This window comes from Paraburkholderia terricola (genome assembly GCF_003330825.1).
Lineage (GTDB): Bacteria > Pseudomonadota > Gammaproteobacteria > Burkholderiales > Burkholderiaceae > Paraburkholderia > Paraburkholderia terricola.
Window position 1 is genome coordinate 1,274,099 of sequence record NZ_CP024941.1, and the last position, 14,603, is coordinate 1,288,701.

Annotated in this window: 13 protein-coding genes and 1 tRNA gene; 4 read left to right on the forward strand and 10 right to left on the reverse strand. The window is 62.8% G+C overall.

The features are described 5' to 3' along the window. Positions 1-25 precede the first annotated feature (25 nt). Complete coding sequence (locus tag CUJ90_RS05720; RefSeq protein ID WP_114162165.1) at positions 26-1,081, reverse strand: substrate-binding domain-containing protein; 1,056 nt, start codon at positions 1,079-1,081, stop codon at positions 26-28. Positions 1,082-1,260: 179 nt separating this feature from the next. On the opposite strand from CUJ90_RS05720, the gene CUJ90_RS05725 reads away from it, so the two are divergent. Then, a tRNA-Leu gene (locus tag CUJ90_RS05725) sits at positions 1,261-1,345 on the forward strand. Positions 1,346-1,433: 88 nt separating this feature from the next. Here CUJ90_RS05725 and CUJ90_RS05730 read toward each other — a convergent pair. The 8 genes from CUJ90_RS05730 to CUJ90_RS05765 all read right to left on the reverse strand — a co-directional run bounded on the left by CUJ90_RS05730 (position 1,434) and on the right by CUJ90_RS05765 (position 9,379). Further along, a complete protein-coding gene (locus CUJ90_RS05730; RefSeq protein WP_073431450.1) occupies positions 1,434-2,219 on the reverse strand; it encodes a fumarylacetoacetate hydrolase family protein in 786 nt (261 codons plus the stop codon). Between the two features lie 93 nt (positions 2,220-2,312). Continuing rightward, complete coding sequence (locus CUJ90_RS05735; RefSeq protein WP_422879696.1) at positions 2,313-3,323, reverse strand: alcohol dehydrogenase catalytic domain-containing protein; 1,011 nt, start codon at positions 3,321-3,323, stop codon at positions 2,313-2,315. Between the two features lie 225 nt (positions 3,324-3,548). Then, positions 3,549-4,082: a carboxymuconolactone decarboxylase family protein gene (locus tag CUJ90_RS05740; RefSeq protein WP_114162166.1), complete on the reverse strand. Its 534-nt coding sequence runs from the start codon at positions 4,080-4,082 to the stop codon at positions 3,549-3,551. Positions 4,083-4,102: 20 nt separating this feature from the next. Continuing rightward, the gene (locus CUJ90_RS05745) at positions 4,103-5,110 is read right to left on the reverse strand and encodes a VOC family protein (protein WP_073431452.1); all 1,008 of its coding nucleotides are present in this window, start codon (positions 5,108-5,110) and stop codon (positions 4,103-4,105) included. 49 nt (positions 5,111-5,159) lie between these two features. Further along, positions 5,160-6,455 carry a phosphopyruvate hydratase gene (gene eno, locus CUJ90_RS05750; protein WP_114162167.1) on the reverse strand — a complete coding sequence of 432 codons (1,296 nt, stop codon included), beginning with the start codon at positions 6,453-6,455 and terminating at the stop codon, positions 5,160-5,162. 87 nt (positions 6,456-6,542) lie between these two features. After that, positions 6,543-7,094, reverse strand: coding sequence for a cupin domain-containing protein (locus CUJ90_RS05755; protein ID WP_114163452.1), 552 nt, complete (start codon positions 7,092-7,094; stop codon positions 6,543-6,545). Between the two features lie 267 nt (positions 7,095-7,361). Continuing rightward, positions 7,362-8,438 carry a phosphotransferase family protein gene (locus CUJ90_RS05760; protein WP_244219979.1) on the reverse strand — a complete coding sequence of 359 codons (1,077 nt, stop codon included), beginning with the start codon at positions 8,436-8,438 and terminating at the stop codon, positions 7,362-7,364. Then, positions 8,417-9,379, reverse strand: a complete 963-nt coding sequence (locus tag CUJ90_RS05765) for a C-terminal binding protein (protein ID WP_114163454.1) — start codon at positions 9,377-9,379, stop codon at positions 8,417-8,419. The genes CUJ90_RS05760 and CUJ90_RS05765 overlap by 22 nt, the downstream gene beginning before the upstream one ends. Positions 9,380-9,836: 457 nt before the next feature. Between CUJ90_RS05765 and CUJ90_RS05770 the strand changes: the two genes are divergently transcribed. Next, positions 9,837-11,006 carry a porin gene (locus CUJ90_RS05770; protein ID WP_114162168.1) on the forward strand — a complete coding sequence of 390 codons (1,170 nt, stop codon included), beginning with the start codon at positions 9,837-9,839 and terminating at the stop codon, positions 11,004-11,006. A gap of 78 nt (positions 11,007-11,084) precedes the next feature. On the opposite strand, the gene CUJ90_RS05775 is transcribed toward CUJ90_RS05770, so the two are convergent. Next, complete coding sequence (locus CUJ90_RS05775; RefSeq protein WP_114162169.1) at positions 11,085-11,996, reverse strand: LysR family transcriptional regulator; 912 nt, start codon at positions 11,994-11,996, stop codon at positions 11,085-11,087. Between the two features lie 128 nt (positions 11,997-12,124). On the opposite strand from CUJ90_RS05775, the gene CUJ90_RS05780 reads away from it, so the two are divergent. Together CUJ90_RS05780 and CUJ90_RS05785 are read left to right on the forward strand one after the other, a co-directional pair. Beyond that, the gene (locus CUJ90_RS05780) at positions 12,125-13,309 is read left to right on the forward strand and encodes an acyl-CoA dehydrogenase (RefSeq protein ID WP_114162170.1); all 1,185 of its coding nucleotides are present in this window, start codon (positions 12,125-12,127) and stop codon (positions 13,307-13,309) included. 6 nt (positions 13,310-13,315) lie between these two features. Beyond that, on the forward strand, positions 13,316-14,554 hold the full coding sequence (locus CUJ90_RS05785) for a CaiB/BaiF CoA transferase family protein (protein ID WP_114162171.1): 1,239 nt from the start codon (positions 13,316-13,318) through the stop codon (positions 14,552-14,554). The last annotated feature ends 49 nt before the right edge of the window (positions 14,555-14,603 follow it).

A 14,603-nucleotide genomic window follows, 5' to 3' on the forward strand; every position in this document is an offset into this window, starting at 1 on the left:
AGGGTTGGAAATGGGCGAGACGCCGCTATGCGCGCACGGAAATCCGCGCCGGCGTTGTTTCGTTGCGGTTCGGAATCGCCGCGATGGTGGCGCCTTCGCGCAAGCTGTGCGGCAGCGTCAGCGCGAGCGGCGTCTCGGCGAATGTCTCGTACCCGCCGGTGACGCGGGCCAGCAAGCGCTGCCACGCGGCGCAGCCGATCTCGCGATTCGGCGCGCAGACGCTCGCCAGCGGCGGCGACAGCAGTTCACCCATCGCGAGGCCGTCGAAGCCGAGAATCGACATGTCGTGCGGAATTTGCAGACGCGCGCGGCGCAGGCCGCGCATGACCACCATCGCGAGCAGGTCGTTGCTGCAAAAGAGGGCGGTGGGCCGGTTCGCGCCGCGGGTCAAATGCGCGAGCACCGACGGCGACAGCTCGTCGGCATTGAAATCGACTTCGAGCGCCGGCGCGGGCGCGAGGCCGGCCTGCTGCATCGCTTGTGCGTAGCCGAGGTGACGCTGGCGCGCGCGGTCGGAGGCGGCCAGCGTGCCGGCGAGCATCAGGATGCTGCGGTGACCGTGGGCGATCAGCATGCGCACGCCCTCATAGGCGGCGAGCCGGTTGTCGACCGAGACCGACGGACGCCGCACCGTGTCGTTATGCATCAGCACGTAGAGCAGGCCGGCGCGGTCGAGTTCGTCGAGCAGCGGGTGCGTGTCGGCGTCGGCCACGGTCAGGATCAGGCCTTCCACGCGGTGTTCGCGCAACGTTTCGATCGCGTGACGCTCGCGCTCGGTGTCGTACTGCGTCGTCATCAGCATGAGCCGGTAGCCTTGCGCCGCCGCGAGTTCGTCGATGCCTTGCAGGCATTCGGCGAACACGGGATTGGCGAGCGTCGGCAGGATCACGCCGATCAGGCGCGTGCGCTCGCCGCGCAATTGGCGGCCCAACGCGCTTGGGCGGAAGTCGAGGGCGTCGATGGATCGGCGCACGGTATCCAGCGTGACGGGGTTCACCGTATGCGGCGCATTGATCGCACGCGAGACAGTGGCGATGGAGAAGCCGGCGTGGGCGGCGACATCTTTGATCGTCGGGGTCATGGCTATCCACTCGGATGTAAACGTTTTCGTGAGCGGATTATCGGAAAGGTTTGTGACTCGCGGATGACTGCGATTTTTATCGTCGCCACGCGGCGAGTGAAACGGACGGCGGTCGACTTCCGCCGGTTTGGTGCGCTCGCCCGGCAATGGTAGAATTCGCGTCCACGCGATCGCACCCTGCCGGGGTGATGAAATTGGTAAACATAGCGGACTTAAAATCCGCCGCTTCACGGCTTGCCGGTTCGAGTCCGGTCCCCGGCACCAGGTAGAACTCCGTCCGATTGCTGGAATTTTTTGAACCCTCGATGCAGCGATGCTTCGAGGGTTTTTCGTTTTCGGAGCCTGGTTTCGTTCAGGAAGCCGCGCTGATCGAGGCGATCACACGGTTGCGCAGCACGCCGATGCCCTCGATCTCCACCTCGATCGTGTCGCCGGGCTTGATGGGGCCGACTCCCGCCGGCGTTCCCGTCATGATGTGGTCGCCGGGAAGGAGCGTCATGTACTTGCTGAGGTAGGCGATCAATGCGGGCACGCCATACACGAGATCGGCGGTGTTGCCGTTCTGGCGCACCTCGCCGTTGACGCGGGTGAGCAGACGAAGGTTCGACGGATCGATATCCGTCTCGACCACGGGACCGATGGGCGCGAACGTGTCGTAGCCTTTACCCATGAGCAGACAGCCGTACTCGCTCTCGCGGCGCTGCAACACCCGGTCGCTGACGTCGTTGCCGCATGTGTAGCCGAAGACGTAACGCAGTGCCTCGCTTTCGGAAACATGGCGCGCTTCCTTGCCGATGATGACCGTCAGCTCCCCCTCGAAATGAATGTTCTCGCCGTCGGGCGGATAGACGATGGCTTCGTCCGGGCCGATCACCGTGGTGCTGGGTTTCATGAACAGCACCGGAACCGTGGGCGTGCTTTTGCCGACTTCCTGCGAATGCGCGCGGTAGTTGTAGCCGAGACCGAAAACGCGAGGGCGGTGAAACGGGCTCAACACGCGAACCGATTCGAGCGTGTCGACATGACCGGAAGGATGCAGTCCTTCGAGCGGCGAGCGCTTCAGTCGCTGAATATTTCCGTCGCTGCCGAGGATGCCGTAATGCTCATTGCCATCAATCGAATATCGCGCGATCTTCATGGGTTTTTACCGGGTAGGAAGCGGATCGAAACTTGCGCGAGCCGGTGTGCGACCGCAGGCGCAGTCGCACTTCCGGTCACGCAGTGAAGCTAGTCAGGGAAGGACGACATAGTTGCTGAAGCCGCCGTCGCGATCCTTCAGGCCGGAGATCGCCTCGTTGACGCGTTCGAGCGGGAACCTGCGATGTTCGAGATACGACAGGTCGATTGCGCCGGTGCTCACCATGTCGGCCATTTCCTGACCCTGCGCGGTCGTGAACCAGTTTGATCCGATGATCTGCACCTGCTCGTCCATCAGCCACTTCACGTCGATCGGCAGGTCGTCGGCCACGCCGCCGACATTCACCACCCTGCCGCCGCGCCGAACGCCCTTCATGGAGTCGAGCATGGTGGCCGCGGGCGCCTTGGCGCCGAGCGCACTGATCACGAAGTCCACGCCTTCACCGCCCGTCAGCGACCTGGCCCATTCGCCCGTCGAGCCTTCGCCGAGCTGCGTCACCTCGATGCGCTCCGGCGCGAGCGCCTTCACACGTTTGAGCAGCGCTGCGTCACGGCCCGTGCCGAGAATGCGCGACAAGCCCATGGCGAGGCCCAGCACCGTCGCGGCCACGCCGAGCGTGCCGGTGATGCCGTCTATGAGAGCGACCTGGCCCGGACCCGCGGCGGCGTTTTTCAGCGCACCGTACGAGGTGCCCAGATAGCCGAACCGGCCGGCCTGTTCGAAGCTCATGTTATCGGGGAGGTTGACGATCGCATATTCGGGCGCGGTCATGTATTCGCTGAAGCCGCCATACGGGTAAAGATCGAAAATGCGTTGACCGTCGCGGCTCGTGCTGAAGTAGCCGTTCAACGTGTAGTACCGGCATTCGCTGCGCCGGCCGGCGCGGCATGCCTTGCACGATCCACATGAACGCAACGGGCTCACATAGACGCGATCGCCCGGCTTGACGTTGAGCACCGCTTCGCCGACCTCTTCGACGACCCCGGCAGGGTCCAGGCCGAAGATAGCGGGAAACTTCGGCAGCGGCTGATGCGGAAACCAGCTCGGCCAGTTGTTGATGACGTTGCCCATGTTCGGCACGATTCCGCATGCCTTGACTCGCACGAGAACATCGGTGGGTCTCGGTTTCGGCACCGGGATGGTATCGAGCGTCATCGGAGTGTGAAGAGCATGCAGCCGCGCTGCAACCATCGTTCGTTCCATACGTTCCTCTTTCTCTGTGAAGACTTCCGCGGTATCCGCCATTCCGTGCGTAAGTACCACGCATTGCTTTGAACAGCGGCCGGTTCGGTGCAGCCGGTCTGTTTGTCGATCGGGGCCGGGCTTCTATCAGCGATAGCTCTCCTCGAGTTCGATCGCGAGTGCGCCCATGATGCGCACGCCGGAGTTGTACCAAGCGATGTTCAACGCGAGTTCGACGCGTTGCTGATCGTTCAGGAACGGCACGATCCGGTTCCAGGTCTTGTCGCTGACGTCGACCTTCAGCGTCGACTCTTTCGCGACCGCCATCACCGCACGCTCTTCCTCGGTGAACAGGGGCGAGGTTTCGAAGTCGGGAATCGCGTTCAGTTGCTCCGCACTGATGCCCGCCTTCAGCCCATGCGACTGGTGATGCGCGATTTCGTATTGGGAGCCGGTGCAGTGTCCGACCGTCAGAATCGCGAGTTCGCGCAACTTCGGGCTGATCGACGACGCCCGGATCGCGTTCGCGTAGGAAAGGAACTGATCGAGAATCCGCGGTGCGTGCGCGAGCGCGCGAAAGATGTTCGCCGTGGGTACTTTCCGTTCCTGTTCGAGCCGGTCGAAGAGGGCGTCGTCAACGCCTGCGAGGTCCGAACGCTGGAGGTATTTGACGCGTGCCATAGTGGTTATTCCTTGCGCTATCAGCTTTTTGCAAGCCGGTTCTGAATGTAGGTTTCGAGCGTCGTGGGACGCGGCTTGTTGGCTGTTTCGATCAGTTCGGCTCCTTCGAACCGCGAGGCCTCGAAGTACCAACGGTGCTCCGCCGGCAGACCCCAGCGCACGCTGGTGCTCAGCGAAGCGGCATCCCAGCGGACCGGCTCGATTTCGATGTCGATGGTCTGGTAATGACCGTCGCACAGCTCGACGCGGTGACCATCCGGGTCGCGCAGATAGACGAACAGCATGCCGCCGGGGCCGTGGCGGCCCGGTCCGCGCTCCACTTCATGCGCATGGCCGTAGATGCCCGCGAGGTCGCACGCGGTGAAGATGTCGTGCGATTCGGGCACGATGTACGCGAAGTGATGCATGCAGGGTCCGTCGTTCTCGACGATAGCCAGATCGAGGCACGTGCCTTTGCGATACATGAAGGCGCCGAGCAGCCGCTCGCCGTGCGCGAGATACTCGGAGTTGCGAAAGCCGAGCCTGCTATAGAACGCGCACGATTCGTAGGTGTTCGGCGAGAAGATCTGGAAATGATCGATGCGCTGCGCGTGCGCGCCCTTGAACAGGTTGCGCTCGAGATAGAGACGGGGACGCGTTTCCATCTGCGCGCACAATTCGATCTTCGTGCCGAACGGATCGGAGACATGCAAGGTTCTGCCTTGATGCGCGACTTCGGCCCATTCGGCGGGAAGCCCTTCTTCCTTGAAGAACTGATAGGCAAGATCCAGGTCTTCTTCGAGGAAAACGCGAAAGCCGATCCGCTTGCAGATGGGTGCGTTGCTGTCGGCCTGCACGAGCACCAGACTATGGTGGCAGGCTTCGGACAGGCCGCGCAGATAGCACGTGTCGGCGGTTTGCTCCGTCACGACGAGGCCGACGATGTCGACATAGAAGTCCCGGCTTTTCGCCAGGTCGGCAACGTTCAATACGATATGGCTGGCGCGCGTGATGTTGAACGGCGGCCGATGATTGACAGCAGGCAGCATGATGACCTCTCGATTGTTGATGGCGAGCTTTCGGCGACGGTACGACGATTCACATCGCGCGATGAATGAAGGGCAGCGCGGACCATCCGCTGAATTGCGCCTGTGGTCCCAGCGCTTCCTCGATTCGCAATACCTCGTTCCACTTGGCCATGCGTTCCGAACGCGAGAATGAACCGACCTTGAGTTGACCCGCGTCCCAGCCGACCGCCAAATGCGCGATGGTGACGTCTTCCGTTTCGCCGGATCGCGCCGACACGATCGTGCCGAATCCGGCTGTCTTGCCTGCCTGCAGCGCCTCGTAGGCCTCGGTGACGGTGCCCGCCTGATTCGGCTTGATGAGCACGGCATTGAGCGCGCCGTCCGTTGCGGCTGTTCTGACCCGGTCCGCGTTGGTGACGAGAAAGTCGTCGCCGATGATCTGGCAACGCGAGCCGTGGGCTTTCGTGAAGAGCCGGAAGCCTTCGACGTCGTCTTCGGCGAGCGGATCTTCGATCGACAGGATCGGGTAGGTATCCAGCCAGCGCCCCAGCATGTCGATCATTTGCGCGGTGTCGAGCGTGCGGCCGTCGAGCGCCAGCGTGTACGTTCCGTTGCGGCCGAATTCGGACGCGGCGATATCCAGCGAGATGCCGACCTGCTTGCCGGCTTGCAGGCCCGTGTCGGCGATGGCGCGCACCAGCGTGTCGAGGGCGTCTTCGTTGCAGTCGAAGGCCGGCCAGTAGCCGCCTTCGTCCGCCACGCCCTGAAGCTTGCCCGCCTGCTTCATCAACGAGCCGGCGGCGCGGTACACCTCCGCCGTCCACTCCAGCGCCTCGGTGAAGCTGCGCGCGGCGGGGCACATGATCATGAAGTCCTGCACGTCGACGCGGCGCGCCGCGTGTGCGCCGCCTCCGAATATCTGGATCTCCGGCAACGGCAGGCGCACCGCGCGTTCTCCGGCGAGATAGCGCCATAGCGGCTGCGTGCTGGCGGCAGCCGCGGCGTGCAGGACCGCCATTGAAGTGGCGACGATCGCATTGCCGCCCAAACGGCTGCGATTGGGCGTGCCATCCAGGGCGACCAGGCGGGCGTCGATAGCGGCCTGATCGCGGGCATCGGCGCCTTCTAGCGCGCTCGCGATCTCGCCGTTGACCTTCGACAGCGCGTTGGATACGTCGAGGCCGCCGAAGGCGGCGCCGCCGTCGCGCAAGTCGAGCGCCTCTCCGCTGCCGGTCGAAGCGCCCGCGGGCGCGATCGCGCGACCGCTCATGCCGCCGTGCAAGGCGACTTCGACTTCCACTGTCGGACGGCCGCGCGAGTCCCAGACGCGTCGGCCGTGTACATGGGCGATCGTTGATTCAGTCATAAGGAATGTCTACCTCGTTGGTGGTTGATTTGTATGGTCGATTCATGTCCTTGCAGCGCGCGGAGCGTTCGCAACGTCGAGCCGCGGTCACGTGCTGCCGCGCGCTCCGATCAGGACGAAGGCCAGCGTCGCGGGACGGTCGCTTTCGTTTCGCCATGCATGACGGGTTCCGTTCTGCACGACGACGTCATGCTTGCGCAGCAACTCCGCGCGTCCCTCGTCGAGTTCGAGCCAGATTTCGCCGTCGAGAACGATGCCGTAATCGACGGTCGGGGTCGCGTGCATGCCGTCCTCCTCGAAAAGCTCCGCAAGCCCAGGGCTGATCGCGAGGTTTTCAGCGGCCGCGGCCTGCGGGTCGAAATCGGGTGCAAGGAACACGCTATCCGGAGGAAACGTCACGATGAGAAAGCGCGTGCCCGACGCCGCGGGGACGAAGGTGGCGACAGCGGGGGTCGGGTCCGTGCCGTCGAAAGGAATGGCTTGCGCCGGTTCCGTTGCCCAGACAAGACGGGAGACCATGCCGGGGATGTGCCGGTATGCGTCGGAGCGCGGCGGCGGCGAATCGAGTGCGACTGTCGATGCGCCGCTTGCGTCGTGGCCGGTGACGATGCGGCGAAGCGCTAGCGGCACGTCGCCCATGATCGGGGCATCGAACCGGAGGGGATCGGCGTTGACGTCTTTCACGATGTCTCCTGGTTTTGCTAACGTTCGCACAAATTGTGGCAAACGCTGCGGTGCATTGTCAATAGGCCGTTTAAGGCGGTTTTTCTTGCTAAATGCTCAAACCGGCAAGGCCGGTGTGGCTCTCGATCGTGCGGAGAGAGCAAACGTTAGCAGGGCGGATGCGGCGGCTGCGCGCCGAGTCGCATACGAGTCGCCAACGCAGCGACGCTCTCCGCTACCCTCTCAGGATTGTCGCGACTCGATCTCTTCCAGCCATGCTTGCGCCACTTGATAGAGATATTCAACCGGCTGCAGCAGCAGCCGGGTGGCAACCGCGCGGACGTGGTCGCGTTGCGCGTCATCGGTCAGATACTCGACCGGCGATTTGCCGTCGACGCGGGCGAGGAGCAAGGCGGGCAACAACTCGGCCGTGCGCGCTTCGAGCGCCGCGCGCAGTTCCCAGTCCGCTTCGTCGAAATAGGCTTCGGTCAGCGCCTTGAACGAAGCGATCAGCGCTTCCCGCCGATCGGGGCGAGCAAGGCACTTGAGCAGCAGATGGTTCAGGCAGAACGCCAGGTCGAAGGCCGGGTCGCCGAACCACGCGCATTCGGCGTCGAGCAATACCGGCCCTCTGGGGCCCACGAGAATGTTCTTCGGACTCACGTCGCCGTGCACGAGCGCCGTGCGTATGCTCGCGGTGCGCCCGGCCAGATAGCGCAGCTTCGATTCGAGTTTCGGATGATGCCGCGATGTGGCGATCAGGTAAGGATCGAGACGCAGCGCCTGAAAATTGTCGAGCGTGTCGAACCTGTCGCGCAGCTCCGCATCGTCGGCGCTGACCGCGTGCAGATGCCCGACCAGCCGTCCGACGGCGCGGGCCGTGTCCGCTTCGACCTCTCCGTGCAGTAGTTGCTGCTTCCACACGGGATGCGCCGACGGCGCGAGAAACGACATGGCGAACACGCCGAGCCGGGCGTCGTGCGCGAGCGGAACCGGCACGTTGTCGGGGCGATGCCGCGCGGCAAATTGCATCCAGGCCCATTCGTCGGCGTTGCGCGACACGGGCGCTTGCCAGCTTGCCGATACCTTCAGCGTGGAGAGCGCGCGCTTCACGCACAGTGAGCCCGCGGCAACATCGACACGCCATATGTCGGACGAAACGCCGCCTGTGAGCGGGTGCCAGGTGGCCGCTTCGTCCTTGTGCGCGAGCTCGTGTTCGACGAGAAACGCATCGAGTTGCGGGTCGGGGCTATTGAATTGCGTCATCACGAGTGGTTGAAATGAAACGGTTGAAGCGGTCAGGCCGCTGGCGAATTGCATGGATTGCGCGGCGCTTCGCCGCGCAGTACCCGCACGACTTCTTCGGTAGCTCGTCTGCGAAGTTCCAGCAAGGATGCGTCTGACGAAAACGCGACGTGGGGCGTCAACATCGCGCCGCGTTGGCGCAGCAGTTCGTCCGGAACGCGCGGCTCGGAGTCGAGCACGTCGAGCCCTGCCGCGGACAGTTGCCCGCTTTGCAGCGCTTCGATAACGGCATCCGTATCGACGATGCCGCCGCGGCTCACGTTGATCAGCAGACTGCCGCGGCGCATTTTCGCTATTCGCTCGCGGTTGATGAGGTGGCGCGTGCCGTCGGTGAGCGGCGCATGAACGATCACGATGTCGCTGTTGGCGAGCAGTTCGTCGAGCGCCACGGCTTGCACGCCCGCCACCGGCTCGCGCAGGAAAGGATCATGCGTCAGCAGCCGGCAGCCGAACGCGCCGAGCTTGTGCGCCGTGGCGCGCGCTATGCGGCCGAAGCCGACCAGCCCGCAAGTAAGCGCGCCCAGGCGGCGAAGACGGGCATCGGCGGGAGACCAGCGCCCGGCGTGCACTTCACGATCGAAAATCACCAGCCCGCGGGTCCATGCAAGCGCGAAGCCGACCGCATGATCGGAGACTTCGTCGACGCAATAGTCCGGCACGTTCGTGACGAAAATGCCGCGGGCGGTGGCTGCATCCACGGCGATGTTGTCGAGCCCTACGCCAAGCCTTGCAACGATCTTCAGCCGCGCGGAAGCCGCGATGGTTTCGGCCGACACCGGCGCCCAGCACGTCAGGATCGCGGAAGGCAGATGCTCGCGGGCCAGCGCTTCGATGCCGGACGCGGGCAAGGGAGCGGCCGGTCCGCTGACTAGCCGCATGCCGGCGGATTCGACGATCTCGCGCTCGACGCTATCGTCGGGCCACGCATAGTCGGTGAGGAAGACTGTATCGATCATGGAACTGAGCCTGATGGTGAACGGAATGACCGCGTGGTTGGCGGTGCCCCGCAAACCCTGCCTGATTGCACTAACGTTAGCATAGCAATCACGCAGTGCCAAGCCGTGGTTCGCCTGGGTGGCCTAGCCTTAAGGCACGAAAGTTCAGTAAAAACCCTTGATTCATGGAGTTAAACACCGGATTGACATGCCAGAAAGTGGCAACTAGACTCAATCCGTCGATGCTAACGTTCGCGCTAGAGGGGCACAGATCGCAAGCCGGCTCGATGGCCCGATCGATCTTTCAATGAGCCGACAGCGATCGCTGGTACGACAAAAAGGCGAAGGCGTCGACGTGCGCACCAATAAAAGACCTGTTCAGAATCAGGCGACGCCTGCATGGCGTTCGGTGCCACGCCTTTGAAAAATGCAGCACCCGCAGAAAAACCCAAATATCACGACTGGCAGGAGACAACGAATGAAGAGGCTTCTTGTACCCGCGATTTGCGGCTGCATAGGTGCGGCCGCACATGCGCAAAGTTCGGTCACGCTCTATGGGCTGATCGACAATGGCGTGTCGTACGTCAGCAATCAGCGCACGGCAAGCGGTGCGGGTCACAGCAACGTTTTTGCATCTCAGGGAAACATCGTCGGCGATCGATGGGGGCTGACCGGGAGCGAGGATCTGGGCGGCGGCCTGCAAGCGATCTTCAAACTGGAAAACGGCTTTACCGGAACCAACGGTGGTCTCCAGCAGGGCGGACGCCTGTTTGGCCGACAAGCGTGGGTCGGCATGTCCAGTTCGTATGGCGCGCTCACGCTTGGCCGTCAGTATGATTCGGTGGTGGACTATCTTGCTCCACGTAGTGTCGCGCAGAGCTTCGTGGGCGGGCTCGAATTCATGCACCCGATGGACAACGACAACTTCGGCGATTTCTTCCGGCTCGATAACGCCGTCAAATTTGCGAGTCCGGACATCCACGGTCTGAAATTCGGCGGCCTGTATGCGTTCTCGAACAAGGCGGGCGATTTCGCCGACAATCGTGCGTTCAGTGCCGGCGCGACATACAACCACGGTCCATTCACGGTAAGCGCGGCATACATGCGAATCGACAATCCGGGGGACGGAGCGGCGGGCGCGCTCGACGGTTCGTCCACGTCCGGTGACGCCACGTTCCATGCGGCGCGACAGCAGGTATGGGGCGTCGGCGGCGCTTATGTGATTGGCCCGGCAACGCTGGGGCTGGTGTGGAGTCACTCGCATTACGACAATACGACGGCCGTGTACCGCGGCAGCACGCTGGCGCCCGCCGCCACCAGGTCGCCCACGGATCTTGGCTTCGACAACTTTGAAGCCAATATCCGCTATCTGATCAATCCGGCATGGGTGGTCGCGGCCTCGTACACCTTCACGGACGGTTCGTATTCCAACGCGTCCCTGCATGCGAAGCCGCGCTGGAACCAGTTCAATCTGATGACTTCGTATTCGCTTTCAAAACGCACCGACGTTTACCTGATGGCCGAATATCAGCATGTCACGGGTGCGGCGGGGACGATTTTCAGCGGTGCGTTCATTGGCGGAAGTGGCGGCCCTTCGTCGACGAACCGGCAATTCCTCACGAGTGCGGGACTGCGCGTCAAGTTCTGACCATCGTCGCGAACGGATGGCTGTCGCCGCTCGCGCGACCCATCCGTGCGACAGATACGGGACTCGATCGCCCGAACTTCAGTCGAGCCCCATGGTTTGCCGATATTGCTTCGCCTGGTCGGCAATCCATTCTCCGAACACTACCAGGGCCGAATCGCCGGCTTTGCGCTCGGGGTAGATCAGGTGATAGGAGCGGCCACTCGAGTACTCGTGCTTTGCCACCTGGATCAGAACGCCGCGTTCCAGTTCGTCCTCGATGAGAAGGCGCGGGATCAGCGCGATGCCGATACCATGAATCGCCGCTTCCGCGAGCATGGAAAACAATTCCAGCTTCGGCCCCGACATATCGCCTTCCACCTGCATGCCGCGCGATGCGAACCAGTCGCGCCATGCGTACGGACGCGTGCTCTGCTGTAAAAGCGGGTAACGCCGCCAGTCCGACGCCGTCAAGCGCGTGCGCGGCGCGATCAGCGTTGGGCTGCACACGGCGATCAGACTTTCGCGCATCAGAAAGAGCCCTTCCGATCCCGGCCAGATCGCGGCGCCCGCGTGAATTGCCGCGTCGAATCCGGTGTCGTCGAAGAGAAACGGACGAGTCCGTGTCGTGAGATTGACGGTGATATCCGGTTGCTCCGCGATAAAAAGCGGCAATCGGGGGAGCAGCCACTTTGTCGCGAACGTGGGCACCACGGCGAGTTCGAGCGTGCCGCCGTGGCCGCCCTTGGCCATGAGTTCGAGCGTGTCCTGTTCCACTTCATTCAGACGCGACGCCACTTTTTTGCTGTAGATCTGTCCGGCCTCGGTCAGGCTCACGCCGCGGCGATCGCGGCGAAAGAGCTTCACGCCGAGAAAATCTTCCAGCGAACCAATCTGCCGACAAATCGCGCTTTGCGTGACCGCGAGTTCGTCCGCGGCCTTCGTAAAGCTTTGATGGCGCGCGGCCGTTTCGAATGCGGATAGCGCTGCTGTCGAAGGGATCTTTCTGCGCATGCTCGTGACTCGCCGGTATTGTCGATGACCTGTGCGATTTTCGCACAGGTCAGTGCAAACAAATCGTTTGTCGTGACGCGCATGTGCCGATAAATTCGCGGCATGACAGTTTCTCTAGCGAGTATGAAATGAGTTCAAAGCACAAGCCGTCGTTTCAATGGGATGATCCGTTGCTGCTCGACCAGCAGTTGGCGGAAGAGGAGCGCCTCGTGCGGGAATCGGCGTACGCGTATTGCCAGGAGCGGCTCGCACCGCGCGTGCTCGAAGCTTTTCGTCACGAGTCCACCGACCCGGCCATCTTTCGCGAGATGGGCGAGCTTGGATTGCTCGGCGCGACGATCCCCGAAACATACGGCGGCGCCGGTCTCAACCATGTCTGCTACGGATTGGTCGCGCGGGAAGTGGAGCGCGTCGATTCCGGCTACCGCTCGATGATGAGCGTGCAATCGTCGCTCGTCATGGTGCCGATCAACGAGTTCGGTAATGAAGCGACGCGCCAGAAATATCTGCCGCAACTCGCGAGGGGCGAATGGATCGGCTGCTTCGGCCTGACCGAGCCGAATCACGGCTCCGATCCCGGCAGCATGATGACTCGCGCGAAAAAGGTCGACGGCGGATATTCGCTGACGGGCAGCAAGATGTGGATCACGAACAGCCCGATTGCCGATGTGTTCGTCGTCTGGGCGAAAGACGACGAAGGCGCGATCCGCGGCTTCGTGCTCGAGAAAGGCTGGAAAGGACTGTCGGCGCCGGCTATTCACGGCAAGGTCGGTCTGCGCGCGTCGATCACGGGCGAGATCGTGATGGATGAAGTGTTCTGCCCGGAAGAGAACGCGTTTCCCGAAGTGCGGGGCCTCAAGGGGCCGTTTACTTGCCTGAACAGCGCGCGTTACGGTATTGCATGGGGCGCGTTGGGTGCGGCCGAAGACTGCTGGCATCGTGCGCGTCAGTATGTTCTCGATCGCAAGCAGTTCGGCAGGCCGCTCGCGGCGAACCAGTTGGTGCAGAAAAAGCTCGCCGACATGCAGACGGAAATCACGCTGGGTTTGCAGGGGTGTTTGCGCCTCGGCCGCATGAAGGACGAAGGCACCGCGGCAGTCGAGATCACGTCCATCATGAAGCGCAACTCATGCGGCAAGGCACTCGACATCGCCCGCGTCGCGCGCGACATGCTCGGAGGCAATGGCATCAGCGACGAGTTCGGCATCGCGCGCCATCTCGTCAATCTGGAAGTGGTCAACACCTATGAAGGCACGCACGATATTCATGCGCTGATCCTCGGTCGCGCCATCACCGGCATTGCAGCTTTTTGATCGCTTATGAACGAGACTAATCAACAAGGCGCGCTCGCGGGTCTGCGCGTGCTCGATCTTTCGCGCGTGCTGGCCGGCCCCTGGTCGAGCCAACTGCTGGCCGACCTCGGTGCCGACGTGGTCAAGGTCGAACGGCCGGGCAAGGGTGACGATACGCGCGCGTGGGGACCGCCGTGGCTGAACGATGCCGACGATGAGTCGATGGGCGAGTCCGCTTATTACCTGTGCGCGAATCGCAACAAGCGGTCCATCACGATCGATCTGAGCCAGCCGGAAGGACAGCGTCTCGTGAAGGAACTGGCCGGCAAGGCGGATGTGCTGATCGAGAACTTCAAGGTCGGTGGCCTCGGTCAATACGGTCTGGATTACGCGAGTCTCAAGCAATTGAATCCTCGCTTGATCTACTGCTCGATCACGGGATTCGGCCAGACCGGACCTTATGCCGCGCGCGCCGGTTATGACTTTCTGATTCAGGGCATGGGCGGGCTCATGAGCCTCACCGGGCGCGCGGACGGCACCGAAGGCGAAGGGCCGATGAAGGTCGGCGTCGCGTCGACGGACGTCATGACGGGACTGTATGCGACGGTGGCGATTCTCGCCGCACTCGCCCGGCGCGAGCGCTCCGGCGCGGGACAGCACATCGACCTTGCGCTGCTGGATGTGCAGATCGCCTGTCTCGCGAATCAGGCGGCGAATTACCTCGTCGGCGGCGTGATACCTCGACGTATCGGCAACGCCCATCCGAACATCGTCCCGTACCAGGAGTTTCCGACGGCCGACGGCTACATGATCCTCGCGGTCGGCAACGACAGTCAGTTCGCGAGTCTGTGCGCTGTATTGGGCAAACCGGAATGGAGCAGCGACGAACGTTTCTCCACCAATCCGCAGCGGGTGAAGAGCAGGGATGAACTCGTCGCGATGATCCGCTCCGCCACGTTGCGCCGTCCGACGAAGGAATGGATTGCGGTGATGGAAGCGGCAGGCGTGCCGTGCGGCCCGATCAACGATCTCGAAGCGGTGTTCTCGGACCCTCACGTGCAAGCTCGCAACGTGCGCATTGAAATGCCGCATCCGTTGGCGAAGCAGGTGGCGCTGGTCGCGAATCCCATTCGCCTGTCGGAATCGCCCGTGCAGTACCTGCGATCTCCGCCGACATTGGGGCAGCACACCGGCGACGTGCTTCGCGACTGGCTCGAGATGGGCGAAGCGCAGATCGATGATTTACGCCGCACGAAGCTTCTGTAGTCGCGGGCGCATTCCGCTACCTGTTACAGCAGCGGCGCAACCAGCCTGG